The organism is Streptomyces coelicoflavus (assembly GCF_003112555.1).
Classification (GTDB): domain Bacteria; phylum Actinomycetota; class Actinomycetes; order Streptomycetales; family Streptomycetaceae; genus Streptomyces; species Streptomyces coelicoflavus.
This window is the reverse complement of the sequence record NZ_BEWB01000002.1, coordinates 196,369-221,184: the sequence shown is the minus strand read 5'-3', so window position 1 is coordinate 221,184 and position 24,816 is coordinate 196,369. Positions and strand designations below refer to the sequence as shown.

The following is a 24,816-nucleotide window of genomic DNA, read 5'->3' as shown; positions in this document are numbered from 1 at the left end:
GGGCTCGGGTCGTGCTCTTCAGCGCGTGGCGGCCGACCGGCGGCGGCGCAGCGCGACGAAGCCCAGACCGGCGGCACCGGCGGCCGCGGCGGCTCCGCCGATCGCCACGAGCGACGAGTCGCCGCCGTCCGACGCCTCGTAGCCCGCCGCGACACCGCCCTTGGGAACGACGGACGTCTGGACGGTGCCGCCCTGCTCCGACGTGCCCGACCGGCCCGACTCGTCGGTCCGGTAGGTGAAGCTGCACCCCTCCGGCAGGGACGGGAACGAGGTGACCGACGCCGGGTGGCCGCCGCCCTCCATGTTCGTCCGCAGCTGCGGGTGGCTGCTGTTGGGCCCCAGGATCTCGGCGAGGAAGCCGGCGCTCGCGGGGAGCTTCGGGTGCGTACGGTCCAGGAACAGGCCCGGCAGGTAGCCGTCCTCGCCCGCGCCCTTGAAGCGGACGGACGGGCCGGACGGGCCGATCGACAGGACCGCGGCGGTGCCGGCGCCTATGTTCTGGGTCTTCGTCACCACGCAGCGGACCGGCGTCACCGGACCCTGGCCGTCCGAACCGCCGTCGGTGACCGAGGGCGTCGGGGTCGGCGAGGTCACGGGCGTCACCGGGCCCTGACCGTCCGAACCGCCGTCGGTGACGGAGGGCGTCGGGGTCGGCGAGGTGACCGGCGTCACCGGGCCCTGACCGGGCGAGCCGCCGTCGGTCACCGAGGGCGTCGGGGTCGGCGTGGGAGAGGAGTCGGCAACGGCGGTCATCGCGGAGGCCAGGACCATGCCGGTCACCGCGACGGCGCCGACGGCTCCGCGCAGCACGCGCCGGCGGTAGGAGGAGGACGGGGAGGAAGCAGCAAAAGTGGGCACAACGGTCTTCTGCAAGGAAGGACAGCCTTTCCGGTCTACGTGATGTCTTGACGCTATAAATCACCGACCGGTGGAACCGTGTGCTCCGCGTCACAGGACTGTCACAGGCCACGCGCGGCCCGGCAGTGGGCCCGTGACGTGCCGTCAGCCCGAATGCGTCGGCGCGAACATCCGCAGCACCGCCGGGAGGACGACCACCGAGGGCCCCGGTGCGGCCAGGGCCTTGGCCAGGTCGGCCGCCAGCGTCTCCGGTGACGTCCGTACGCCCGGCACGCCGAACGACTCGGCCAGGGCGACGTAGTCGGGGCGGGTCAGTTCCGTCGCCGTGGGTTCGCCGAAGGCGTCGGTCATGTACTCGCGCAGGATGCCGTAGCCGCCGTCGTCGACGATGAGCCAGGTGACGTTCAGATCGTACTGGCGGGCGGTGGCCAGTTCGGCGACGGAGTACAGGGCGCCGCCGTCGCCGGAGACCGCGAGGACCGGCTGGGTGGGGTCGGCCGCCGCGGCGCCCAGGGCCGCCGGGAAGGCGTAACCGAGGCCGCCGGCGCCCTGGGCGGAGTGCATGGTGTTCGGGGCCCCGGGGTCGAAGGCCGACCATGCCCAGTAGGCCAGGATGGTCATGTCCCAGAAGGAGGGGGCGCGGGACGGCAGGGCCTTGCGGACGGCGGCCAGTACGTCCTGTTCCAGGGTGAGTTCCTGGGAGGCGATGCGTGCGCGGACCCGGTCCAGGACCTCGCGGACGCGTTCCGGGGCGGTCGGGTCCGTGCGCGGCTCCTCCACCGTCTCCAGCAGTGCCTGGAGGGCGAGGCGGGCGTCGGCGTGGATGCCGAGGGCGGGGTGGTTGGACTCCAGCTTGCCGAGGTCGGCCTCGATCTGGATCACCCGGCCGCGCGGCTTGAAGGTGTGGTAGTTCGAGGAGAGTTCGCCGAGACCCGAGCCGATCACGAGGAGGACGTCGGCGTCCTCCAGGAAGTCCGTGGTGTGGCGGTCCTCCAGCCAGGACTGGAGGGAGAGCGGGTGCGTCCAGGGGAAGGCGCCCTTGCCGCCGAAGGTCGTGACGACGGGGGCCCGGAGGCGTTCCGCGAGCTGCCGGAGCTTCTTCGACGCGTCCGCCCGGACCACTCCCCCGCCCGCGACGATCGCCGGGCGCTCGGCGCGCGCCAGCAGGTCCGCCGCCACCGCCGTCAGTTCGGGGCGCGGGGGCAGTTCCTCGGGGAAGGTGTCGCCGCCGGTCACGACCGGGATCGGCGTCCCGGCCAGGAGGACGTCCTGCGGGATCTCCACCCACACCGGGCCGTGCGGGACGGTCAGCGCCGACGTCCACGCCTCGGCGATCGCGGAGGGGATCTGGGACTGGGTGCGGACGATGTGCACGGACTTCACGACGCCCCGGAAGGAGGCCGCCTGGTCGGGGAGTTCGTGCAGGTAGCCGTGGCGTCCGCCGCCGAGGCCCGCCGTCGGGACCTGGCTGCTGATCGCGAGGACGGGGGCGGAGGCCGCCCGGGCCTCCTGGAGCGCGGCGAGGGAGGTGAGGGCTCCCGGGCCGGTCGACAGGAGCAGCGGGGCGGCCTCGCCGGTGATCCGGCCGTAGGCGTCGGCGGCGAAACCGGCGTTGTTCTCGACCCGCAGCCCGACGTAGCGCAGGTCGGAGCGGCGCAGGGCGTCGAACATGCCGAGGGCGTGCTGGCCGGGCAGGCCGAAGACGGTGGTCGCGCCGAGCCCGGCCAGGGTCTCCACGACCAGGTCTCCGCCGTTGCGGCCGGGGGGAGGATTCAGCGCGGCCTCCGTCTGCGCGGCGGTCGGACGGAGTACCAGGTCGTGGTCGTGGGTCACTTCGCGCGGGCCTCTGCGATCTGGCGGGACATGATGGTGGTCAGTTCGTACGCGGTGTGGGACGCCGCGACGGAGGTGATCTCGGCGTGGTCGTAGGCCGGGGCGACCTCGACGACGTCGGCGGAGACCAGGTTGCAGGAGGCCAGGCCGCGCAGGATCTCCAGCAGCTCGCGGGAGGTCATGCCGCCGGCCTCGGGGGTGCCGGTGCCGGGGGCGTGGGCGGGGTCGAGGCAGTCGATGTCGATGGAGATGTACAGCGGGCGGTCCCCGATGCGCTGCCTGAGCTGGTCGGCCACCTCGTCGGCGCCGCGGCGGTAGACGTCCGCCGACGTCACGATGCCGAAGCCCATCTTCTCGTCGTCGGTGAGGTCCTGCTTGCCGTACAGCGGGCCGCGGGTGCCGACGTGGGAGAGGGCGGAGGTGTCGAGGATGCCCTCCTCGACGGCACGCCGGAAGGGGGTGCCGTGCGTGTACTCGGCGCCGAAGTAGGTGTCCCAGGTGTCCAGGTGGGCGTCGAAGTGGAGCAGGGCGACCGGGCCGTGCTTCCTGGCGACCGAGCGCAGCAGCGGCAGGGCGATGGTGTGGTCGCCGCCCAGGGTCATCAGCCGGGCGCCGGTGCCGAGGAGGTCGTCGGCGGCGGCCTCGATCGTCTCGACGGCCTCGTTGATGTTGAAGGGGTTGACGGCTATGTCGCCGCCGTCGGCGACCTGGGCGAGGGCGAAGGGGGAGGCGTCCTGGGCCGGGTTGTAGGGGCGCAGCAGGCGGGAGGCCTCGCGGATGGCGTTGCCGCCGAAGCGGGCACCGGGGCGGTACGAGACGCCCGAGTCGAACGGCACGCCCACCACGGCGACGTCGGCGGCTGCGACCTCGTCCAGGCGCGGGAGCCGGGCGAAGGTCGCCGGTCCGGCGTAGCGCGGGATCCGGGACGAGTCCACGGGACCGCGGGGCGTCTCGTTGCTGCTCATGTACTGCCTTTCCTTCTTACGCTTCGTCGCGTATGTACTACTGCCGTCCGACTCTACTGGGGAGTCGGGACGGCCGGTTCGGACTGGGGTTCGGGGGCCCGGCCGGCGAGGCGTTCGCGCCAGGCGGTGAGGGTCGCCTCGTCGGTGGGGCGGGTCGCCAGGGAGACGGCGACGTAGACGGCGAGGGAGGCCAGGAGGCCGTAGTAGACGGGCTCGTTGGCGAGGATGCCGTAGGCCGCCATCAGGCCGACGACGGCGAGTCCGCCGACGGCGACGGCGGCGAGGGCGCCCTGCGCGGTGCCGCGCTTCCACAGCAGCCCGCCGAGGATGGGGACGAGGAGACCGCCGACGAGGAGGTTGTAGGCGACGGTGAGGGCCTCGACGACGTCGTTGAGGGCGATGGCGATGAGGATCACGGCGACGCCCATGGCCAGGATGAAGGCGCGGTTGCCCTTCACCTCGTCGTGCCCGTCCTCGTCGTGCCCGTCCCCGTCGTGCCCGTCCCCGCCCCGCGGACCCCGGACCGCGCCGCGCAGCCGGGACCAGATGTCGTTGTTGGCGACCGTGGCGCAGGCGATGAGGGCGCCGGAGGAGGTGGACATCACGGCGGCCAGGGCGGCGGCCAGCACCAGTCCGCGCACGCCGACCGGCAGCTCGTCCTTGACGATGGTGGCGAAGGCGTCGTCGGGGCTCGCGAGCCTCGGGTAGAGCACCTTGGCGGCCGTGCCGATGACCGCGCCGGCGACGGCGTAGACGAGGCAGTAGGTGCCGGCGACGGTGCCGCCCCACTTGGCGGTGCGGTCGCTGCCCGCGGTGAAGACCCGCTGCCAGATGTCCTGCCCGATGAGCATGCCGAAGGTGTAGATCAGCACGTAGGTGAAGATGGTCTCGCCGCCGATGCCCAGCGGGTCGAAGTACTCGGTCGGGAGCTGCGCCTTCATCTCGCCGAAACCGCCGGCCTTGACGACCGCGATGGGCAGCAGCAGGAGCAGCACACCGATGGTCTTCACCACGAACTGCACCATGTCGGTGAGCGTGATGGACCACATGCCGCCGAGCGTGGAGTAGGCGACGACGATGGAGCCGCCGAGGACGATCGCGAGGGTGCGGTTCACGTCGAAGAGGACGTCGAAGATCGTGGCGTAGGCGATGGTGGAGGTGACGGCCAGCATCAGGGTGTACGCCCACATGACGACGCCGGAGATGAGGCCGGCCCGGCCGCCGTAGCGCAGGTCGAGCATCTCGGAGACGGTGTAGACCTTGAGGCGGGCGATGCGCGCGGAGAAGAAGACGGACAGCGCGAGGATGCCGAGGCCGATGGTGACGACCATCCAGGCGCCGGAGAGGCCGTACTGGTAGCCGAGGCCGACGCCGCCGATGGTGGACGCGCCGCCGAGGACGATGGCCGCCATGGTGCCGGAGTACATGCCGGGGCCGAGGCGGCGTCCGGCGACGAGGAACTCGCTCTTGGACTTGGCGCGGCGCATGCCCCACCAGCCCATGGCCAGCATGCCGGCGAGATAGACGACGATCACGATGTAGTCGACGGCCATGTGGGGCCCTCCTTCGCGCACTCTCGGTGGCGTGTCGTGCGACGGGGTTGTCCGGTGGCGCTGCGCGGGGACATCCGCCCGTACCCGCGGCTGCCGGTGTGGATTCCGGTTCGGCTTGACATTAGGTGGCTGGAAGGCGACTGCGAAGTGTACGTTTCATCCACCAGGAGCCACTTGAGTGGAGGAATCGTCCATCGTGCGGGAATCGGTCGCCCCCTCTCTGCCGCCCACTCCCCCGGTCCCGCTGGCGGCCCTGCTGGCCCGGGACGACCTGGGGCTGCGCCAGATCACCGGGCCCCCGGCGGCGGACGTCACGATCCACGGGGCGCACACCTCGGAGATGTCCGACCCCTACCCGTACCTGCTGGGCGGCGAGCTGCTGCTGACGGCGGGCGTGCACATTCCGGAAGCGGCGGGCGCCGGGTCCTCGTACTTCGACGACTACGTCGCCCGGATCGTGGCGGCGGGCGGCGCCGCCCTCGGCTTCGGGGTGGCGCCGGTGCACGACACGGTGCCGGCGGGGCTGGTCGCGGCCTGCGAGGCGTACGGGCTGCCGCTGGTGGAGGTGGAGCCGCGGACGACGTTCTCGGGCGTGGCCCGGGCGGTGTGGCAGCTGATGGCGCAGGCCAGGATGGCCGAGCTGCGCCGGATCACGGAGGCCCAGCAGGGCCTGGCCGCCGCGGCCTCCCGTCCCGACCCGGTGCCGTCGGTGCTGCGCCGGCTGGCCGGCCGGCTGGAGGGGCGGGCGGTGCTGTACGGGCCGGAGGGCACCGAGATCGCCGCGGCGGGGCGGGAGCCCGGGGCAGATGTGCGGCGGGCGCTGGCGGAGCTGGCCCGGTTCGTCACCGGGCACACCTCCAGCACCGCCACGGACACGGCCGCCGGGACCAGGCTCACCGCGTACGCCCTCGGTACCGGGCGGGGCTTCGTCCTCGGGGTCGCCGCCCCGCACCGGGGGTCCGGGGACCACACCGTCGCGTCGATCGCCGCGGTGCTGCTCTCCCTGCTCACCGGCGAGCACCAGAGCGGCACGGGCGCGGCCCGCTCCTCGGCCCTGGTACGGCTGCTGCTGGGCGCCCGGCGCGAGGAGGTCGCCCCGCTGCTCGGCGGCGCGGAGGACGAGGACGGCGTCACCCGCTGGCACGTCGTGCACGCCCGCCGGGACACCGGCACCTCCGACGCGGTCTCCGCCTCGGCCCTGGGAGCGGCCCTCGGCTCCCCCCTGGTCGACGCGGCGGAGGACGTCGTACGGGTCCTGGTGCCCGCCGGTCCGCGGAGCCAGGCGGGCGCGGCCCCGCCGGCACCCGCCGCCCAGCCCGGCTGGACGATCGGCGTGAGCACCCCCGTGGCCCCCGCCGAGTGGCCGGCCGCCGACGCCCAGGCGGCGCGGGCCCTGGCGCGGGCCAGGGCCACCCGGGCCCCGCTGGTCCGGCACGCCGAACGGCCGGCCTTCGCCGACCTGGTGCCGCCCGGCGAGGCCGCAGCACACGCGCGGGCCCTGCTCGCGCCGCTCGGCACCGTTCCGGCGCTCGCCGAGACGCTGCGCGCCTGGCTCTCCCTGCACGGCAGCTGGGACCGCACGGCCGTCGCCCTGTCCGTGCACCGCAACACCGTCCGCCAGCGCGTCGCCCGCTGCGCCGCCCTGCTGGGGACCGACCTCGACGACCCGGACGTGCGGATGGAACTGTGGTTCGCGCTGCGGCACCTGCGGGGGTGACCCGCGTCCCAGCGGGTGGCATGCCGAAGACGCCCACGGGCGGCTGCTACACAATGGAGCCATGCCGATACCCGGGACACCCAGCCGCGCCGAACTCGCCGAGCACCTCGTCAGAACCCGTATCGCGGGTGACGTCGCCACTCCCCGCGAGAACAACCTCTCCCACTACCGGAAGCTGGCCAACGGCGACCGGGGGTTCTGGCTCGGTCTGGAGCTGGGCGACCGCTGGAGCGACGAGCAGGACGTGCTCGCGGTGATGGCGGAGCGCGTCGGCGTCAACGACGACCCCGAGCACCGCTACGGCCAGGACACCATCGACCCCGAGCTGACCGTCTCCGCGCTGGAGCGCATGGCGGGGCGGCTGCGCAAGGCGGCCGACGGCGGGCAGCGGGTGCTGTTCGCGACCGGACACCCCGGCGGTCTGCTCGACGTGCACCGCGCCACGGCCGCCGCGCTGCGGGACGCGGGCTGCGAGATCGTCGTGATCCCGGAGGGGCTGACCACGGAGGAGGGGTACGTCCAGCAGTTCGCGGACGTCTCGGTGCTCGAGCACGGGGCCTCGCTGTGGCACACCCACTCGGGCGAGCCGATGAAGGCGATCCTGACCGGCCTGGAGCGCGAGGGCCGCCCGCTGCCCGACCTGGTGGTCGCCGACCACGGCTGGGCCGGGTACGCCGCCCAGCACGGCGTGGACTCGGTCGGCTACGCGGACTGCAACGACCCGGCCCTCTTCCTCGCCGAGTCCGAGGGCACCCTCCAGGTGGCGGTGCCGCTGGACGACCACGTGGTCAGCCCGCGCTACTACGACCCGATGACGGCGTACCTGCTGACGGAGGCGGGGCTGAAGTAGCCCGCCGAGGTGACCGGCCCCCGCTAGGGGGTGTCGTTTGGATCTTGCCGGGGTCGCGGGGTCTGGCACGCACATCTGCGGCGTTGTCGTCGGTTGCCAGGGCTCCGCCCTGTCGCCCTCCTCCGCCTTGCAGCTGCACGCACCAGACCCCGCTCGGGCCGGCCACGAGGCACCGTCGCCTGGAGCCGACCTGATCCAAACGACACCCCCTAGGGCCAGGGGTTGAGGCCCTCCGAGCGGCGCTGCGCGAAGCCCGGCGTCGGGTCCAGGTAGACCCGGCGCACGATCGGGAACTCCTCGCGCAGCCGCTGCTCGGCCCGCTCGCAGGCCCACTCGATCTGCGCCGCCGTCGACACGTCCCGGAAGTCGACCTTGGCGGCGACCAGGGCCTCACTCGGCCCCTGCACGAGGGTGGTCAGCTCCAGTACGGCCTCGATGTGCTCGACGGCGACCAGTTCCGCCCGGATCCGGTCCCGGACGGTGCGCGACAGGGGGCGGCCGACGAGGAACTCGGCGTTGGAGCGGCCCAGCACCCAGGCGACGTACAGCAGCAGCGCGCCGATGCACAGCGAGGCCACGGCGTCCCAGACGCCGGAGCCGGTGAGCTGTCCGCCGAGCAGTCCGCCCGCGGCCAGCAGCAGGCCGGCCAGCGCGGCGGAGTCCTCCATGACGACGGCCTTGACGGCGGTGTCGGGGGTGCGGCGCAGATAGCGGCCGAAGGACACCCGGTGGTGGGCGGCCTCGCCGCGGACCTGCCTGAGGCCGGTGCGCAGCGAGTAGCCCTCCAGGACGAAGGCGACGGCCAGGACGATGTACGACACCAGCGGGTCGCCGAGGTCCTCGCCGTGGGTGAGGGTGTGGATGCCGTCGTAGAGGGAGAAGACGGCGCCGCCGACGAAGGTGGCGACGGCGGCGAGCAGCGCCCAGATGTAGCGCTCGGGGCCGTGGCCGAGGGGATGGTCCTCGTCGGCGGGGCGGACGCTGCGTTTCAGCGAGGTCAGCAGCAGGACCTCGGTGACGGTGTCGGCGACCGAGTGCGCGGCCTCGGAGAGCATGGCGCTGGAGCCGCTGATCACGCCGGCCACCGCCTTGGCGACGGCGATGCCCAGATTGGCGAAGGCGGCGACGAGCACCGTGAAGGTGCTGTCGCCGTTCTTCTTCGCCCCGGCCGTGTCCCCTGTGTCCGCCATGCCCCTCAGTGTTCCCGAGGGACGCGGACCACGCCTTCCTGGACGACGGAGACGGCGAGCCGCCCGTCCTGGGTGTGGATGCGGGCCTGGCCGAGGCCCCGGCCGCCGGACGCGGACGGCGACTGCTGGTCGTACAGCAGCCATTCGTCGGCGCGGAAGGGCCGGTGGAACCACATGGCGTGGTCCAGCGAGGCGCCGACGACGTCGCCGACGGCCCAGCCGCCGCGGCCGTGCGCGAGCAGGACCGAGTCGAGCAGGGTCATGTCGGAGACGTAGGTGGCGAGGACGACGTGCAGCAGCGGGTCGTCCGCGAGCTTGCCGTTGGTGCGGAACCACACCTGGGAGTGCGGTTCGCGCGGGGTGCCGAAGTCGCCGAAGGGCGGGTCGTCGACGTAGCGCAGGTCGACGGCGGCCCGCGCCTCCAGGAAGCGCTCCACCGTCTCGGCGGGCAGGTGCGGGTAGCCGCGCAGCCGTTCCTCCCCGGTGGGGAGGGTCGCCGGGTCCGGTGCGGGCGGCATCGGGGCCTGGTGGTCCAGGCCCTCCTCGTACGTCTGGAAGGACGCCGACAGGGTGAAGATCGGCTTGCCGTGCTGGACGGCGACGACGCGGCGGGTGGTGAAGGAGCGGCCGTCGCGCAGCCGGTCGACGTTGTAGACGATGGGGGCACCGGGGTCGCCGGGGCGCAGGAAGTACGCGTGCAGGGAGTGCGCGTGCCGGTCCTCGGGGACCGTGCGGCCGGCGGCGACCATGGCCTGGGCCGCCACCTGCCCGCCGAAGACCCGGGGGACGACGGCGGACCGGGAGCGGCCGCGGTAGATGTCCTCCTCGATCCGCTCGAGGTCGAGCAGGTCGAGGAGGGACTGGAGTGCTTCGCTCATGACCTGTGGTCTACAGGCCCATGTTCTTCGCGATGATCGACTTCATGATCTCGCTGGTGCCGCCGTAGATGCGGTTGACGCGGTTGTCCGCGTACAGGCGGGCGATCGGGTACTCGTTCATGTACCCGTAGCCGCCGTGCAGCTGGAGGCAGCGGTCGATGACGCGGTGGGCGACCTCGGTGCAGAACAGCTTGGCCGACGCGGCCTCGGCGGGGGTGAGTTCCCCGGCGTCCAGGGCCTCGGTGGCGCGGTCGACGACGGCCTCGGCGGCGTCCACCTCGGCCTGGCAGGCGGCCAGCTCGAACTTGGTGTTCTGGAAGTGGGCGACCGGCTTGCCGAAGACGGTGCGGTCCTGCACGTACTGCTTGGCGAACCGGACGGCGGCCTTGGCCTGCGCGTAGGCGCCGAAGGCGATGCCCCAGCGCTCGGAGGCCAGGTTGTGGCCGAGGTAGGAGAAGCCCTTGTTCTCCTCGCCGAGCAGGTCCTCGACGGGGACCTTGACGTCGACGAAGGCCAGCTCGGCGGTGTCGGAGGTGCGCAGGCCCAGCTTGTCGAGCTTGCGGCCCACCGAGTAGCCCTCGGACTTGGTGTCCACGGCGAACAGCGAGATGCCGTGGCGGCGGTCCTCGGCGGTGGGCGCGTCGGTGCGGGCGCAGACGATGACCTTGTCGGCGTGCACGCCGCCGGTGATGAAGGTCTTGGCGCCGTTGAGGACGTAGTGGGTGCCGTCCTCGGAGAGCTTGGCGGTGGACTTCATGCCCGCGAGGTCGGAGCCGGTGCCGGGCTCCGTCATCGCGATGGCCCACATCTCCTCGCCGGTGACGAACTTCGGCAGGTAGCGCTTCTTCTGCTCGTCGGTGGCCAGCATGTTGATGTAGGGCAGGGCGAGCAGCACGTGGACGCCGGAGCCGCCGAACTGGACGCCGGCGCGGGCGGTCTCCTCGTACAGGACGGCCTCGAACTTGTGGCTGTCCATGCCGGCGCCGCCGAACTCCTCGGGCACGTTGATGCCGAAGATGCCCAGCTCGCCGAGCTTGTAGTAGAACTCGCGCGGCGCCTGGCCGGCGGCGAACCAGTCGTCGTAGACGGGGACGACCTCGGCCTCGATGAAGGCGCGCAGGGTCTCCCGGAACGCCTCGTGGTCCTCGTTGAACACCGTACGGCGCACCGCGCCACCTCCAGGGTACGAATATCTAAGCGCTTGCTCAGACTCAACCGTACCGGCGGGTAGGGAGGGGCGTCCAGACCGGGACGCGGGTAACCCTCGTCACTCCCCCGCCCCCGGAGGGGGCCCGCTACGCCTCCCCCACCGCCGCGAACGCCCCCCGGGCCATCCGGTGCAGCAGGGACGCCGTCACCGCGCGGCCGGGCACGGAGCCGGGGCGGCCCAGGTGGGGGGTGGAGTTCAGGAGGCCGAAGACGGAGTGGACGGCGGAGCGGGCGGCGGGCTCGGCGAGCGCCGGGTAGACCTCCCGGAGCACCCCCACCCACAGCTCGACGTACTGCCGCTGCAACTGCCGCACCATCTTGCGGTCGGCGTCCCGCAGGCGGTCCAGCTCGCGGTCGTGCAGGGTGATGAGCGGGCGATCGTCGAGCGCGAAGTCGATGTGCCCCTCGATGAGCGAGTCGAGGACCGCCTCGGGTCCCGTCGCGCCGGCGCCCGCCCGGGACCCGGCCGCCCCGTCCGCCTCCGCCAGCCGCAGCTTCGCCCCGGTCAGCAGCGAGTCGCTGATCCCGACCAGCAGCTCGGCGAGCATCGCGTCCTTGCCGGGGAAGTGACGGTAGAGACCGGGGCCGCTGATGCCGACCGCGGCGCCTATCTCGTCGACGCCGACCCCGTGGAAGCCGCGCTCGGCGAAGAGCCGGGCGGCCTCCTTGAGGATCTGCTCACGGCGGGTGGGGGCGTCGGTTCTGGTGGCCATGAAGTCGATTCTAGACAGGGAGGTTAGCGGTCGTTAACCTGAGGGAAATGCGTTAACGCTCATTAACTGGTCGATCACTGGGTGAGGGGACCGCAGGATGCAAGAGGCACCGGAGCTGACGACGGCGGCAGACCCCGCCGCGGAGGCCTTTCGGGCCAACGAGGAGGCGCACGGCGTCCTCGTTCAGGAACTGCGCGCCAAGCTCGCGGCGGCCCGGCTGGGCGGCGGCGAGCGGGCGCGGGCCCGGCACACCGCGCGCGGCAAGCTGCTGCCGCGCGACCGCGTGGACACACTGCTCGACCCGGGCTCGCCGTTCCTGGAGCTGGCGCCGCTCGCGGCCGACGGGCTCTACGACGGAGCGGCCCCGGCCGCCGGCGTCATCGCCGGGATCGGCCGGGTCAGCGGCCGGGAGTGCGTGATCGTGGCGAACGACGCCACCGTCAAGGGCGGCACGTACTACCCGATGACCGTGAAGAAGCACCTGCGGGCGCAGGAGGTGGCGCTGGAGAACCGGCTGCCGTGCCTCTACCTGGTGGACTCGGGGGGCGCCTTCCTGCCGATGCAGGACGAGGTCTTCCCGGACCGCGAGCACTTCGGGCGGATCTTCTACAACCAGGCCCGGATGTCCGGCGCGGGCATCCCGCAGATCGCCGCCGTCCTCGGCTCCTGCACGGCGGGCGGCGCGTACGTCCCGGCGATGAGCGACGAGGCCGTGATCGTCCGCAATCAGGGCACGATCTTCCTGGGCGGCCCGCCGCTGGTGAAGGCCGCCACCGGTGAGGTGGTCACCGCGGAGGAGCTGGGCGGCGGCGAGGTCCACTCGCGCGTGTCCGGCGTGACCGACCACCTCGCCGAGGACGACCCGCACGCCCTGCGCATCGTCCGGCAGATCGTCTCCACCCTGCCGGAGCGCGGCACGCTCCCCTGGGGCGTGGAGGCCGCCGTCGAGCCGAAGGTGGACCCGCAGGGGCTGTACGGCGCGGTGCCGGTCGACTCGCGCACCCCCTACGACGTCCGCGAGGTCATCGCGCGCGTGGTGGACGGCTCCCGCTTCGCCGAGTTCAAGTCCGAGTACGGGCAGACCCTGGTCACCGGCTTCGCCCGCATCCACGGCCACCCGGTGGGCATCGTCGCCAACAACGGCATCCTGTTCTCCGAGTCCGCCCAGAAGGGCGCCCACTTCATCGAGCTGTGCGACCAGCGCGGCATCCCGCTGGTGTTCCTCCAGAACATCTCCGGGTTCATGGTGGGCCGGGACTACGAGGCGGGCGGTATCGCCAAGCACGGCGCCAAGATGGTGACGGCGGTGGCGTGCACGCGCGTGCCGAAGCTGACGGTCGTCGTCGGCGGCTCGTACGGCGCGGGCAACTACTCGATGTGCGGGCGGGCGTACTCGCCGCGCTTCCTGTGGATGTGGCCCAACGCCAAGATCTCCGTGATGGGCGGCGAGCAGGCCGCGTCCGTGCTGGCCACGGTCAAGCGGGACCAGCTGGAGGGGCGCGGGGAGGAGTGGCCGGCCCAGGAGGAGGAGTCCTTCAAGGCGCCGATCCGGGCGCAGTACGAGCACCAGGGCAACGCCTACTACGCGACCGCCCGCCTGTGGGACGACGGCGTCATCGAGCCCGCCGACACCCGGCAGGTGTTGGGCCTGGCCCTGACCGCGTGTGCCAACGCGCCGCTGGGCGAGCCCCAGTTCGGCGTCTTCCGGATGTGAGGAGGGGACTTCGATGGGGAGCTTGATGTTCGACACGGTACTGGTCGCCAACCGGGGCGAGATCGCCGTCCGCGTCGTCCGGACCCTGCGCGCGATGGGCGTGCGCTCGGTGGCGGTCTTCTCCGACGCCGACGCGGACGCGCGGCACGTGCGGGAGGCCGACGAGGCGGTACGGATCGGCCCGGCGCCCGCGACGGAGAGCTACCTCTCCGTGGAGCGGCTGCTGGAGGCGGCGGCACGGACGGGTGCGCAGGCCGTCCACCCCGGGTACGGCTTCCTCGCCGAGAACGCCGGCTTCGCGCGGGCCTGCGAGGAGGCGGGGCTGGCCTTCATCGGACCGTCCGCCGACGCGATCGCCCTGATGGGCGACAAGATCCGCGCCAAGGAGACGGTGAAGGCGGCCGGGGTGCCGGTCGTCCCCGGCTCCAGCGGCAGCGGGCTCACCGACGAGCAGCTGGCCGGGGCGGCACGCGAGATCGGGATGCCGGTGCTGCTGAAGCCCTCCGCGGGCGGCGGCGGCAAGGGCATGCGGCTGGTGCGGGACGAGGCGGTGCTGGCCGACGAGATCGCCGCCGCGCGCCGCGAGGCCCGCGCCTCATTCGGCGACGACACCCTGCTGGTGGAGCGGTGGATCGACCGTCCCCGGCACATCGAGATCCAGGTGCTGGCCGACGGCCACGGGAACGTCGTGCACCTGGGCGAGCGCGAGTGCTCGCTCCAGCGCCGCCACCAGAAGGTGATCGAGGAGGCGCCGAGCGTCCTCCTCGACGAGGCGACGCGGGCGGCGATGGGCGAGGCGGCCGTGCAGGCGGCCCGCTCCTGCGGCTACCGGGGCGCGGGCACGGTGGAGTTCATCGTGCCGGGCGGCGACCCCTCGCAGTACTACTTCATGGAGATGAACACCCGTCTCCAGGTGGAGCACCCGGTGACCGAGCTGGTGACCGGCCTCGACCTGGTGGAGTGGCAGCTGCGGGTGGCGGCCGGCGAGCGGCTCGGCTTCGCGCAGGAGGACGTACGGCTGACCGGCCACGCGATCGAGGCCCGGCTGTGCGCGGAGGACCCGGCGCGCGGCTTCCTCCCCTCCGGCGGCACGGTGCTGCGGCTGCGCGAGCCCGAGGGCGACGGCGTGCGCACCGACTCGGGGCTCAGCGAGGGCACCGAGGTCGGCAGCCTGTACGACCCGATGCTGTCCAAGGTGATCGCGTACGGCCCCGACCGGGAGACCGCGCTGCGCAGGCTCCGGGCGGCGCTCGCCGGGACGGTCACCCTGGGCGTGCAGACCAACGCCGGGTTCCTGCGGCGGCTGCTCGCGCACCCGGCGGTGGTGGCGGGCGAGCTGGACACGGGGCTGGTGGAGCGGGAGGTCGACGGTCTGGTCGCCACCGACGTACCGGAGGCGGTGTACGAGGCGGCGGCGGCCGTACGGCTGGACGCGCTGCGTCCGCGCGGGGACGGCTGGACGGACCCGTTCTCGGTGCCGAGCGGCTGGCGGATGGGCGGCGAGCCGAAGGCGGCGGCCTTCCACCTGCGGGTCACCGACCCGGTCGAACACACCCCGCGCGGCACCCACACCGTCACCGGGGACCGGGTGACCGTCACCCTGGACGGCGTCCGGCACACCTTCCACCGCGCCGCCGACTGGCTCGGCCGCGACGGCGACGCCTGGCACGTGCGGGACCACGACCCGGTCGCCGCCTCCCTCAACCGGTCCGCCCACGCGGGCGCCGACTCGCTGACCGCGCCGATGCCGGGCACGGTGACGGTCGTGAAGGTCGCCGTCGGCGACGAGGTGAGCGCCGGGCAGAGCCTGCTGGTGGTGGAGGCGATGAAGATGGAGCACGTCATCTCCGCCCCGCACGCGGGCACCGTCGCCGAGCTGGACGTGGCGCCGGGCACGACGGTCGCCATGGACCAGGTACTCGCGGTCGTCGCGCCTACCGACGACACGGCGGAGGAGACGGCATGAACACCCCGGAACCGGACCTGCCCATGGCCGTACCGGCCGAGGGCCTGCCCGCCCGCGTCCGTATCCACGAGGTCGGCGCGCGCGACGGGCTCCAGAACGAGAAGGCGACCGTGCCGACGGCCGTCAAGGCGGAGTTCATCCGCCGCCTGGCCGGCACGGGCCTGACCACGATCGAGGCGACGAGCTTCGTCCACCCCAAGTGGGTCCCCCAGCTGGCGGACGCGGAGGAGCTGTACCCGGCGGTGGCGGACCTGCCCGTCGAGCTGCCGGTGCTGGTGCCCAACGAACGGGGCCTGGACCGGGCCCTCGCCCTCGGCGCGCGCCGCGTCGCGGTGTTCGCCAGCGCCACGGAGTCCTTCGCCAGGGCCAACCTCAACCGCACGGTGGACGAGGCGCTGGCCATGTTCGAGCCGGTGGTGACGCGGGCGAAGGCGCAGGGCGACGACGTCCGCGTACGGGGCTACCTCTCGATGTGCTTCGGCGACCCGTGGGAGGGGGCCGTCCCCGTCCCCCAGGTGGTCCGGGTCTGCCGGGCCCTGCTGGACATGGGCTGCGACGAGCTGAGCCTCGGCGACACCATCGGGGTGGCCACCCCGGGCCATGTGACGGCCCTGCTCACCGCGCTGACCGGGGCGGGCGTGCCGGTGTCCGCGCTGGGCGTGCACTTCCACGACACCTACGGCCAGGCCCTGGCCAACACGCTGGCCGCGCTCCAGCAGGGCGTCACCACGGTCGACGCCTCGGCCGGCGGGCTCGGCGGCTGCCCGTACGCGAAGTCCGCCACCGGCAACCTCGCCACCGAAGACCTCGTGTGGATGCTGCGCGGCCTCGGCATCGACACCGGGGTCGACCTCGGCCGTCTCGTCGCCACAAGCGTCTGGATGGCCGCCCACCTGGGCCGGCCCAGTCCGTCCCGCACCGTTCGAGCCCTCTCCCACCAGGAGTCGTGAACAGCATGGACCACAAGCTCTCCCCCGAACTGGAAGAACTGCGCCGCACGGTCGAGGAGTTCGCGCACGACGTGGTGGCGCCGAAGATCGGCGACTTCTACGAGCGGCACGAGTTCCCGTACGAGATCGTCCGCGAGATGGGCCGCATGGGCCTGTTCGGGCTGCCGTTCCCGGAGGAGTACGGCGGCATGGGCGGCGACTACTTCGCCCTCGGCATCGCCCTGGAGGAGCTGGCCCGGGTCGACTCGTCGGTGGCGATCACCCTGGAGGCGGGCGTCTCGCTGGGCGCGATGCCGCTGCACCTGTTCGGCACCGAGGAGCAGAAGCGCGAGTGGCTGCCCCGGCTGTGCTCGGGCGAGATCCTGGGCGCGTTCGGCCTCACGGAGCCGGACGGCGGCAGCGACGCGGGTGCGACCCGCACCACGGCCCGCCTGGACGAGGCGACGAACGAGTGGGTCGTCAACGGCTCCAAGTGCTTCATCACCAACTCCGGCACGGACATCACGGGCCTGGTGACGGTCACGGCGGTCACGGGCCGCAAGCCCGACGGGCGGCCCCTGATCTCGTCGATCATCGTGCCGTCGGGCACGCCGGGCTTCACGGTGGCCGCCCCGTACTCGAAGGTCGGCTGGAACGCCTCGGACACCCGTGAGCTGTCCTTCGCCGACGTCCGGGTCCCGGCGGCGAACCTGCTGGGCGAGCCGGGGCGCGGTTACGCGCAGTTCCTGCGGATCCTGGACGAGGGCCGGGTCGCGATCGCCGCGCTGGGCACGGGGCTCGCGCAGGGCTGTGTGGACGAGTCGGTCGCCTACGCGAAGGAACGTCACGCCTTCGGCAGGCCCATCGGCGCCAACCAGGCCATCCAGTTCAAGATCGCCGACATGGAGGTGAAGGCCCACACGGCCCGTCTCGCCTGGCGGGACGCGGCCTCGCGGCTGGTGGCGGGCGAGCCGTTCAAGAAGGAGGCGGCGGTGGCGAAGCTGTACTCGTCGACGGTCGCGGTGGACAACGCCCGGGACGCCACGCAGATCCACGGCGGCTACGGCTTCATGAACGAGTACCCGGTGGCCCGCATGTGGCGGGACTCGAAGATCCTGGAGATCGGCGAGGGCACCAGTGAGGTCCAGCGGATGCTGATCGCACGGGAGTTGGGGCTCACGGGCTGAGACCCGGACGGCCGGGGGCGGGGTCCCGCGGGCCCCGCCCCTGGACAAGACCTGAGGTTAGGCTAACCTACCTTCGAATTGTCCCGCAGGGCACGACGCTCCGCACCGTTCGAAGGCAGCCACCACCATGTCCAACGCCAGCGCTACCCACCCGACCCGCCGCGGAATCCTCGCCGCCGGCGGCGCCCTCGGCCTCGGCGCCGTGCTCGCGGCCTGCGGGGACGACGACGGCAAGAGCGGTGGCTCGGGCGACGCGACGGGCGGCGGCGCCGCCAAGTCCGGCCCGTGGTCCTTCAAGGACGACCGCGGCACGACCGTGAAGCTGGACGAGGTGCCGACGAGCATCGTCGCCTTCACCGGTGTCGCCGCCGCCCTCTTCGACTACGGCGTCCAGGTCAAGGGCGTCTTCGGCCCGACCACCACCAAGGACGGCAAGCCCGACGTGCAGGCCGGCGACCTCGACGTGGACAAGGTCACCGTCCTCGGCAACGAGTGGGGCAAGCTCAACGTCGAGAAGTACGCCTCCCTCGCCCCCCAGGTGCTCATCACGACCACCTTCGACACCGCGGGCACCCTGTGGTCCGTCCCGGAGGAGTCGAAGGACAAGATCGCCAAGCTCGCCCCGAGCGTCGCGATCTCGGTCTTCGACCGCCAGCTCACGCAGCCGCTCCAGCGCATGTGGGAGCTGGCCGAGTCGCTCGGCGCGGACATGAAGGCCAAGAAGGTCACCGACGCCAAGGCCGCCTTCGACAAGGCCGCCGCCCGGCTGCGCGCCGCCGCCAAGGCCCGGCCCGAGATCCGGGTGCTGGCCGGCTCCGCGAGCCCCGACCTGTTCTACGTCTCCGGCACCAACCTCTCGGTGGACCTGGAGTACTTCAAGGCGCTCGGCGTGAACTTCGTGGAGCCCTCCGAGGCGGCCAAGAAGGCGACCGGCGGCTGGTTCGAGTCCCTGAGCTGGGAGAACGTCGACAAGTACCCGGCCGACGTCATCATCATGGACGACCGCGCCTCGACCATCCAGCCCGCGGACATCACCGAGGGCACCTGGAAGAAGCTCCCCGCGGTCAAGGCCGGCCAGGTCATCGCCCGCTCCCCCGAGCCGATCCTGTCCTACGACAAGTGCACGCCGCTCCTCGACAACCTGGCCGAGGCGATCGAGAACGCCAAGAAGGTCGGCTGACCCTCCCCCTTTCTCCCCCGGAGCCCTCCATGACGACGGCCGTGGCCGCCCCGTTCCGTTTCTTCTCCCTCCAGGTCGTACGGACGCGGCGGCTCGGCCCGTCCCTGACCCGGGTCACCTTCGCGGGGCCCGACCTGCGGGCCTTCCGCTCCGACGGCCTCGACCAGTCGCTGTCGCTGTTCCTGCCGCACCCGGGGCAGGCGGAGCCCGCGGTGCCGGTCGAGCTGGGCGAGGGCTGGTGGCAGGGCTGGCGCGAACTGCCGGAGGACGTACGGGCGGTGATGCGCTCCTACACGCTGCGGGCGCTGCGCCGGGACGGCGAGGGACACACCGCCGAGATCGACGTCGACTTCGTGCTGCACGGCCTCGAACCGGGGTCGGGGGTGCAGGCCGGTCCCGCCGCCCGCTGGGCCGCCGGCGCCGCCCCGGGCGACCGCGTGCTGATCCTCGGCCCGGCGGTCGCGGACAACCGGGCGATCCGCTTCCGGCCGCCCGGGGACACCGACCTGGTGGTGATCTGGGCCGACGAGACCGCCGTACCCGCCGCCTGCGCCGCCCTGGAGGCACTGCCGGCCGGCACCCGCGCCCGGGTCTGGCTGGAGGTGCCGCACGCCGGCGACGTGCAGGACGTCGGGACGGCCGCGGACGCCGAGGTCACCTGGCTGGTCGGGGACGCCGACGGCGGCCCCGAGGCCACCCTCGCCGCCCTCCGCGACGCCCGGCTCCCGACCGCCGGGCACCCCTACGTCTGGCTCGCGGGTGAGTCCGGCCGCGTCAAGCAGTTGCGGCGGCACTTCGTGGGCGAGCGCGGCGTCGACCGCCGGCGCGTCACCTTCGTCGGTTACTGGCGCCGGGGCCTGACGGAGGAGCAACTGCGCGAGCAGGGCTGACGTTTGCGCCCTGCGGGGGCCGCAGTGACGGTGGTCACCCCCCGACACACGTTTGATCCACTCGACTTAGGTTAGGCTAACCTAAGTCGATCAGAGGGCTTGCCCTCTTCAGCCCCTCTCGGACCGTCCCCACCGGAGGACCCCCACATGCGCTCGCACCTGCTCAACGACGCCACCGCGGAGCAGTACCGCCGCTCCGTGACCGAAGGAGTCGAGCGGGTGGCCGCCAGAATCGCCACCACCGACCGCCCGTTCACCGGTGTCACGGTCGACGCCCTCGCCCCCCGCATCGACGGGATCGACCTCGACCGGCCGCTGCACGACACGGCCGCGGTCCTCGACGAGCTGGAGGACGTCTACCTCCGCGACGCCGTCTACTTCCACCACCCCCGCTACCTCGCCCACCTCAACTGCCCCGTCGTCATACCGGCGGTGCTCGGCGAGGCGGTCCTGTCCGCCGTCAACTCCTCCCTGGACACCTGGGACCAGTCGGCCGGCGGCACGCTCATCGAGCGGAAGCTCATCGACTGGACCTGTGCCCGGATCGGCCTCGGCCCGGCGGCCGACGGCGTGTTCACCTCGGGCGGCACCCAGTCCAACCTCCAGGCGCTGCTCCTGGCCCGCGAGGAGGCGAAGACCGAGAACCTCGCCGACCTGCGCGTCTTCGCCTCCGAGGTGAGCCACTTCAGCGTGAAGAAGTCGGCGAAACTGCTCGGCCTGGGCCCCGACGCCGTCGTGTCGGTCCCCGTCGACCACGACAAGCGCATGCAGACCGTCGCCCTCGCCCGGGAGCTGGAGCGCTGCGCGAAGGACGGCCTCGTCCCCATGGCCGTCGTCGCCACCGGCGGCACCACCGACTTCGGCTCCATCGACCCGCTGCCGGAGATCGCCGGGCTGTGCGAGCAGTACGGCGTGTGGATGCACGTCGACGCGGCCTACGGCTGCGGACTGCTCGCCTCACTGAAGTACCGGGACCGCATCGACGGCATCGAGCGGGCCGACTCGGTCACCGTGGACTACCACAAGTCCTTCTTCCAGCCGGTCAGTTCCTCCGCCGTGCTGGTCCGGGACGCGGCCACCCTGCGCCACGCCACCTACCACGCGGAGTACCTCAACCCGCGCCGCATGGTGCAGGAACGTATCCCCAACCAGGTGGACAAGTCCCTCCAGACCACCCGCCGCTTCGACGCGCTCAAGCTGTGGATGACGCTGCGCGTGATGGGCGCCGACGGCATCGGCGCACTCTTCGACGAGGTCTGCGACCTGGCCGCCGAGGCCTGGAAACTGCTCGCCGCCGACCCCCGCTTCGACGTGGTCGTCGAGCCGTCGCTCTCCACCCTGGTCTTCCGCCACATCCCGGCCGCCGTCACCGACCCCGCCGAGATCGACCGCGCCAACCTCTACGCCCGCAAGGCCCTGTTCGCCTCCGGCGACGCCGTGGTCGCGGGCACCAAGGTCGCCGGACGCCACTACCTGAAGTTCACCCTGCTCAACCCCGAGACGACCACGGCCGACATCGCCGCCGTCCTCGACCTGATCGCCGGCCACGCCGAGCAGTACCTGGGAGACTCCCTTGACCGCGCTTCCTGAAGCCAGCGCCCCCTACGACTTCGTGGGCATCGGCCTCGGCCCCTTCAACCTCGGCCTGGCCTGCCTCACCGAGCCGATCGCCGGGCTGAACGGCGTCTTCCTGGAGTCCAAGCCGGACTTCGAGTGGCACGCCGGCATGTTCCTGGAGGGCGCCCACCTCCAGACCCCGTTCATGTCGGACCTGGTCACGCTCGCCGACCCGACCTCGCCGTACTCCTTCCTCAACTACCTGAAGGAGAAGGGCCGCCTCTACTCCTTCTACATCCGCGAGAACTTCTACCCGCTGCGCGTCGAGTACGACGACTACTGCCGCTGGGCCGCGCACAAGCTGAGCAGCGTCCGCTTCTCCACCACGGTCACCGAGGTGACGTACGACGAGCGGGAGGAGCTGTACGCCGTCGCCACCACCTCCGGCGACACCTACCGCGCCCGCCGCCTCGTCCTGGGCACCGGCACCCCGCCGCACATCCCGGACGCCTGCCGGGGCCTGGCCGGCGACTTCCTCCACAACAGCCGTTACGTCCAGCAGCGGGCGGAGCTGGTGAAGAAGAAGTCGATCACGCTGGTCGGCAGCGGCCAGTCCGCCGCCGAGATCTACCAGGACCTGCTGGGCGAGATCGACGTCCACGGCTACCGGCTCAACTGGGTCACCCGCTCCCCGCGCTTCTTCCCCCTCGAGTACACCAAGCTGACGCTGGAGATGACGTCCCCGGAGTACGTGGACTACTACCACGCGCTGCCCGAGGACACCCGCTACCGCCTCACGGCCGAGCAGAAGGGCCTGTTCAAGGGCATCGACGGCGACCTGATCAACGAGATCTTCGACCTGCTCTACCAGAAGAAGCTCGCCGGTCCGGTCCCCACCCGTCTGCTCACCAACTCGGCCCTCACCAGCGCCCGGTACGCGGACGGCACCTACACCCTCGGCTTCCGCCAGGAGGAGCAGGGCGAGGACTTCGAGATCGAGACCGAGGGCCTGGTCCTCGCCACCGGCTACCGGTACACCGAGCCGGAGTTCCTCAAGCCCGTCCGCGACCGGCTGCGCCACGACAGCCGCGGCAACTTCGACATCGCCCGCAACTACGCGGTCGACGTCACGGGAAGCGGCGTGTTCCTTCAGAACGCGGGGGTCCACACACACAGCATCACCAGCCCCGACCTGGGCATGGGTGCCTACCGCAACAGCTGCATCGTCCGGGAGCTGACGGGCACCGAGTACTACCCGGTCGAGAAGACGATCGCGTTCCAGGAGTTCTCCGTATGAGTACGGCCACCACCGCGGTCGGGGCGCTGACCCTGCGCCCCGTCGACCCGCTGACCGACGCCGAGCTGCTGCACAGCTGGCTCACCCACCCCAAGTCCGCGTTCTGGATGATGCAGGACGCCCGGCTGGTGGACGTCGAGCGGGCCTACATGGAGCTGGCCGCCGACGAGCACCAGCAGGCCCACCTCGGCCTGCACGACGGCGTCCCGGCCTTCCTGACGGAACGCTACGACCCCGCCCACCGCGAGCTGGTCGGGCTGTACGAGCCCGAGCCGGGCGACGTCGGCATGCACTTCCTGGTCGCGCCGACCGACCGGCCCGTGCACGGCTTCACCCGCGCCGTGATCACCACCGTGATGGCCGCGCTGTTCGCCGACCCGGCGACCCGGCGGGTCGTCGTCGAACCGGACGTCGCCAACACCGCCGTCCACGCCCTGAACGCAGCCGTCGGATTCGTGCCCGAGCGCGAGATCCAGAAGCCGGAGAAGAAGGCGTTGCTGAGCTTCTGCACCCGCGAGCAGTTCGAGAGGGCGGTGTCCGCATGAGCCTCGCCGACGCCGTCGCCCACCTGACCCCCGAGCACTGGGAGCGGGCCGACCGCCTCCTGGTCCGCAAGGCGCTCGCCGAGTTCACGCACGAGCGCCTGCTGACCCCCGAGCGGGAGCCGGACGGGGAGTCGTACGTCGTCCGCAGCGACGACGGCACGACCGAGTACCGCTTCACCGCCACCGTCCGGTCCCTGGACCACTGGCAGGTGGCGGCCGACTCCATCACCCGCCACCGTCACGGCGCCGAACTCCCGCTCTCCGCGCTGGACTTCTTCGTCGAGCTGAAGCAGACGCTGGGCCTGAGCGACGAGGTCCTCCCGGTCTACCTGGAGGAGATCTCCTCCACCCTCTCCGGCACCTGCTACAAGCTGACCAAGCCGCGGGTCACCTCCGCCGAACTGGCCCGGAGCGACGACTTCCAGGCCGTCGAGACCGGCATGACCGAGGGCCACCCGTGCTTCGTCGCCAACAACGGCCGGCTCGGCTTCGGCGTCCACGAGTACCTGTCGTACGCCCCCGAGACCGCGAGCCCGGTCCGGCTGGTGTGGCTGGCCGCGCACCGCTCGCGGGCGGCGTTCACGGCGGGCGTGGGCATCGAGTACGAGTCCTTCGTCCGGGACGAGCTGGGCGAGGGGACCGTCGACCGCTTCCACGGCGTCCTGCGCGGGCGCGGCCTGGACCCGGCCGACTACTTCCTGATCCCGGTCCACCCCTGGCAGTGGTGGAACAAGCTCACCGTCACCTTCGCCGCCGAGGTCGCCCGGGGCCACCTGGTGTGCCTGGGCGAGGGCGACGACGAGTACCTGGCCCAGCAGTCCATCCGCACCTTCTTCAACGCCTCGCACCCCGGGAAGCACTACGTGAAGACGGCCCTGTCCGTCCTCAACATGGGTTTCATGCGCGGCCTGTCGGCGGCGTACATGGAGGCCACCCCGGCCATCAACGACTGGCTCGCCCAGCTGATCGAGGGCGACCCGGTGCTGAAGGGGACGGGGCTGAGCATCATCCGGGAGCGGGCGGCCGTCGGCTACCGGCACCTGGAGTACGAGCGGGCCACCGACCGCTACTCGCCGTACCGCAAGATGCTGGCGGCGCTGTGGCGGGAGAGCCCCGTGCCCTCCCTCCGGGACGGCGAGACCCTCGCCACCATGGCCTCCCTGGTCCACGTCGACCACGAGGGCGCCTCCTTCGCGGGGGCACTGATCGAGCGGTCCGGGCTCGCGCCCGCCGAGTGGCTGCGGCACTACCTGCGGGCCTACTACGTCCCGCTGCTGCACAGCTTCTACGCCTACGACCTGGTGTACATGCCGCACGGCGAGAACGTGATCCTGGTCCTGGAGGACGGCGTGGTGCGGCGGGCCGTCTACAAGGACATCGCCGAGGAGATCGCGGTGATGGACCCGGACGCGGTGCTGCCGCCGGAGGTCTCCCGCATCGCGGTGGACGTGCCCGACGACAAGAAGCTCCTCTCCATCTTCACGGACGTCTTCGACTGCTTCTTCCGCTTCCTCGCCGCGAACCTGGCGGAGGAGGGCATCGTGGCGGAGAACGTCTTCTGGCGGACGGTCGCGGAGGTCACCCGGGAGTACCAGGAGTCGGTGCCGGAGCTGGCCGAGAAGTTCGAGCGGTACGACATGTTCGCGCCCGAGTTCGCGCTGTCCTGCCTCAACCGGCTCCAGCTGCGCGACAACCGGCAGATGGTGGACCTGTCCGACCCGTCCGGAGCGCTCCAGCTGATCGGGACCCTGAAGAACCCCATCGCGGGGCTCTGACCCACCAACG

Annotated in this window: 20 protein-coding genes; 12 read left to right on the top strand and 8 right to left on the bottom strand. The window is 72.2% G+C overall.

Annotated elements, in window-relative coordinates; genetic code table 11:
- Positions 1-18: 18 nt before the first annotated feature.
- From Sco07f_RS01275 to Sco07f_RS01260, 4 genes are all read right to left on the bottom strand, one after another.
- A complete protein-coding gene (locus Sco07f_RS01275; RefSeq protein WP_159106916.1) occupies positions 19-873 on the bottom strand; it encodes a hypothetical protein in 855 nt (284 codons plus the stop codon).
- A gap of 129 nt (positions 874-1,002) precedes the next feature.
- Positions 1,003-2,691: a thiamine pyrophosphate-binding protein gene (locus Sco07f_RS01270; RefSeq protein WP_108986699.1), complete on the bottom strand. Its 1,689-nt coding sequence runs from the start codon at positions 2,689-2,691 to the stop codon at positions 1,003-1,005.
- The gene (speB, locus tag Sco07f_RS01265) at positions 2,688-3,656 is read right to left on the bottom strand and encodes an agmatinase (protein WP_108986698.1); all 969 of its coding nucleotides are present in this window, start codon (positions 3,654-3,656) and stop codon (positions 2,688-2,690) included. Before speB ends, Sco07f_RS01270 begins: the two co-directional genes overlap by 4 nt.
- Before the next feature lie 53 nt (positions 3,657-3,709).
- Complete coding sequence (locus Sco07f_RS01260) at positions 3,710-5,209, bottom strand: sodium:solute symporter family protein (protein WP_108986697.1); 1,500 nt, start codon at positions 5,207-5,209, stop codon at positions 3,710-3,712.
- A gap of 178 nt (positions 5,210-5,387) precedes the next feature.
- Between Sco07f_RS01260 and Sco07f_RS01255 the strand changes: the two genes are divergently transcribed.
- Positions 5,388-6,926 (top strand): PucR family transcriptional regulator, encoded by a 1,539-nt coding sequence (locus tag Sco07f_RS01255; protein WP_108986696.1) that lies wholly within the window; start codon positions 5,388-5,390, stop codon positions 6,924-6,926.
- 61 nt (positions 6,927-6,987) lie between these two features.
- Entirely contained in the window at positions 6,988-7,776 is a 789-nt protein-coding gene (locus tag Sco07f_RS01250; RefSeq protein WP_007449799.1) for a phosphatase, read from the top strand.
- 209 nt (positions 7,777-7,985) lie between these two features.
- Here Sco07f_RS01250 and Sco07f_RS01240 read toward each other — a convergent pair whose 3' ends face one another.
- The 4 genes from Sco07f_RS01240 to Sco07f_RS01225 all read right to left on the bottom strand — a co-directional run bounded on the left by Sco07f_RS01240 (position 7,986) and on the right by Sco07f_RS01225 (position 11,766).
- Complete coding sequence (locus Sco07f_RS01240) at positions 7,986-8,966, bottom strand: cation diffusion facilitator family transporter (protein WP_087790867.1); 981 nt, start codon at positions 8,964-8,966, stop codon at positions 7,986-7,988.
- 5 nt (positions 8,967-8,971) lie between these two features.
- Entirely contained in the window at positions 8,972-9,844 is an 873-nt protein-coding gene (locus tag Sco07f_RS01235; protein ID WP_007449782.1) for an acyl-CoA thioesterase, read from the bottom strand.
- Between the two features lie 10 nt (positions 9,845-9,854).
- Positions 9,855-11,012: an acyl-CoA dehydrogenase family protein gene (locus Sco07f_RS01230; protein WP_054100282.1), complete on the bottom strand. Its 1,158-nt coding sequence runs from the start codon at positions 11,010-11,012 to the stop codon at positions 9,855-9,857.
- A 127-nt stretch (positions 11,013-11,139) separates the two neighbouring features.
- Entirely contained in the window at positions 11,140-11,766 is a 627-nt protein-coding gene (locus Sco07f_RS01225; RefSeq protein ID WP_054100281.1) for an SACE_7040 family transcriptional regulator, read from the bottom strand.
- 97 nt (positions 11,767-11,863) lie between these two features.
- Between Sco07f_RS01225 and Sco07f_RS01220 the strand changes: the two genes are divergently transcribed.
- From Sco07f_RS01220 to Sco07f_RS01175, 10 genes are all read left to right on the top strand, one after another.
- Positions 11,864-13,480, top strand: coding sequence for a carboxyl transferase domain-containing protein (locus Sco07f_RS01220; RefSeq protein ID WP_054100280.1), 1,617 nt, complete (start codon positions 11,864-11,866; stop codon positions 13,478-13,480).
- A gap of 25 nt (positions 13,481-13,505) precedes the next feature.
- Entirely contained in the window at positions 13,506-15,446 is a 1,941-nt protein-coding gene (locus Sco07f_RS01215; RefSeq protein ID WP_108986695.1) for an acetyl/propionyl/methylcrotonyl-CoA carboxylase subunit alpha, read from the top strand.
- Complete coding sequence (locus tag Sco07f_RS01210) at positions 15,443-16,396, top strand: hydroxymethylglutaryl-CoA lyase (RefSeq protein ID WP_007450001.1); 954 nt, start codon at positions 15,443-15,445, stop codon at positions 16,394-16,396. Before Sco07f_RS01215 ends, Sco07f_RS01210 begins: the two co-directional genes overlap by 4 nt.
- Before the next feature lie 5 nt (positions 16,397-16,401).
- Positions 16,402-17,562 carry an acyl-CoA dehydrogenase family protein gene (locus Sco07f_RS01205; protein WP_108987059.1) on the top strand — a complete coding sequence of 387 codons (1,161 nt, stop codon included), beginning with the start codon at positions 16,402-16,404 and terminating at the stop codon, positions 17,560-17,562.
- A gap of 127 nt (positions 17,563-17,689) precedes the next feature.
- The gene (desE, locus tag Sco07f_RS01200) at positions 17,690-18,742 is read left to right on the top strand and encodes a siderophore-binding protein DesE (RefSeq protein ID WP_007450003.1); all 1,053 of its coding nucleotides are present in this window, start codon (positions 17,690-17,692) and stop codon (positions 18,740-18,742) included.
- Positions 18,743-18,771: 29 nt separating this feature from the next.
- The gene (locus Sco07f_RS01195; RefSeq protein WP_167467982.1) at positions 18,772-19,632 is read left to right on the top strand and encodes a siderophore-interacting protein; all 861 of its coding nucleotides are present in this window, start codon (positions 18,772-18,774) and stop codon (positions 19,630-19,632) included.
- Between the two features lie 147 nt (positions 19,633-19,779).
- The gene (desA, locus tag Sco07f_RS01190; protein ID WP_108986694.1) at positions 19,780-21,222 is read left to right on the top strand and encodes a lysine decarboxylase DesA; all 1,443 of its coding nucleotides are present in this window, start codon (positions 19,780-19,782) and stop codon (positions 21,220-21,222) included.
- Positions 21,206-22,486 carry a lysine N(6)-hydroxylase/L-ornithine N(5)-oxygenase family protein gene (locus tag Sco07f_RS01185; RefSeq protein WP_164143100.1) on the top strand — a complete coding sequence of 427 codons (1,281 nt, stop codon included), beginning with the start codon at positions 21,206-21,208 and terminating at the stop codon, positions 22,484-22,486. Before desA ends, Sco07f_RS01185 begins: the two co-directional genes overlap by 17 nt.
- Positions 22,483-23,031, top strand: coding sequence for a GNAT family N-acetyltransferase (locus tag Sco07f_RS01180; protein ID WP_007450007.1), 549 nt, complete (start codon positions 22,483-22,485; stop codon positions 23,029-23,031). The genes Sco07f_RS01185 and Sco07f_RS01180 overlap by 4 nt, the downstream gene beginning before the upstream one ends.
- Positions 23,028-24,806 (top strand): IucA/IucC family protein, encoded by a 1,779-nt coding sequence (locus Sco07f_RS01175; RefSeq protein WP_108986693.1) that lies wholly within the window; start codon positions 23,028-23,030, stop codon positions 24,804-24,806. The genes Sco07f_RS01180 and Sco07f_RS01175 overlap by 4 nt, the downstream gene beginning before the upstream one ends.
- Positions 24,807-24,816 lie beyond the last annotated feature (10 nt).

What these genes read in the sequence shown, in the direction of transcription:
- speB (WP_108986698.1), bottom strand. Translation starts at nt 3,656, where the DNA reads ATGAGCAGCAACGAGACGCCCCGCGGTCCCGTGGACTCGTCCCGGATC.
- Sco07f_RS01260 (WP_108986697.1), bottom strand. Translation starts at nt 5,209, where the DNA reads ATGGCCGTCGACTACATCGTGATCGTCGTCTATCTCGCCGGCATGCTG.
- Sco07f_RS01250 (WP_007449799.1), top strand. Translation starts at nt 6,988, where the DNA reads ATGCCGATACCCGGGACACCCAGCCGCGCCGAACTCGCCGAGCACCTC.
- Sco07f_RS01240 (WP_087790867.1), bottom strand. Translation starts at nt 8,966, where the DNA reads ATGGCGGACACAGGGGACACGGCCGGGGCGAAGAAGAACGGCGACAGC.
- Sco07f_RS01235 (WP_007449782.1), bottom strand. Translation starts at nt 9,844, where the DNA reads ATGAGCGAAGCACTCCAGTCCCTCCTCGACCTGCTCGACCTCGAGCGG.
- Sco07f_RS01225 (WP_054100281.1), bottom strand. Translation starts at nt 11,766, where the DNA reads ATGGCCACCAGAACCGACGCCCCCACCCGCCGTGAGCAGATCCTCAAG.
- Sco07f_RS01220 (WP_054100280.1), top strand. Translation starts at nt 11,864, where the DNA reads ATGCAAGAGGCACCGGAGCTGACGACGGCGGCAGACCCCGCCGCGGAG.
- Sco07f_RS01215 (WP_108986695.1), top strand. Translation starts at nt 13,506, where the DNA reads ATGTTCGACACGGTACTGGTCGCCAACCGGGGCGAGATCGCCGTCCGC.
- Sco07f_RS01210 (WP_007450001.1), top strand. Translation starts at nt 15,443, where the DNA reads ATGAACACCCCGGAACCGGACCTGCCCATGGCCGTACCGGCCGAGGGC.
- Sco07f_RS01205 (WP_108987059.1), top strand. Translation starts at nt 16,402, where the DNA reads ATGGACCACAAGCTCTCCCCCGAACTGGAAGAACTGCGCCGCACGGTC.
- desE (WP_007450003.1), top strand. Translation starts at nt 17,690, where the DNA reads ATGTCCAACGCCAGCGCTACCCACCCGACCCGCCGCGGAATCCTCGCC.
- Sco07f_RS01195 (WP_167467982.1), top strand. Translation starts at nt 18,772, where the DNA reads ATGACGACGGCCGTGGCCGCCCCGTTCCGTTTCTTCTCCCTCCAGGTC.
- desA (WP_108986694.1), top strand. Translation starts at nt 19,780, where the DNA reads ATGCGCTCGCACCTGCTCAACGACGCCACCGCGGAGCAGTACCGCCGC.
- Sco07f_RS01180 (WP_007450007.1), top strand. Translation starts at nt 22,483, where the DNA reads ATGAGTACGGCCACCACCGCGGTCGGGGCGCTGACCCTGCGCCCCGTC.
- Sco07f_RS01175 (WP_108986693.1), top strand. Translation starts at nt 23,028, where the DNA reads ATGAGCCTCGCCGACGCCGTCGCCCACCTGACCCCCGAGCACTGGGAG.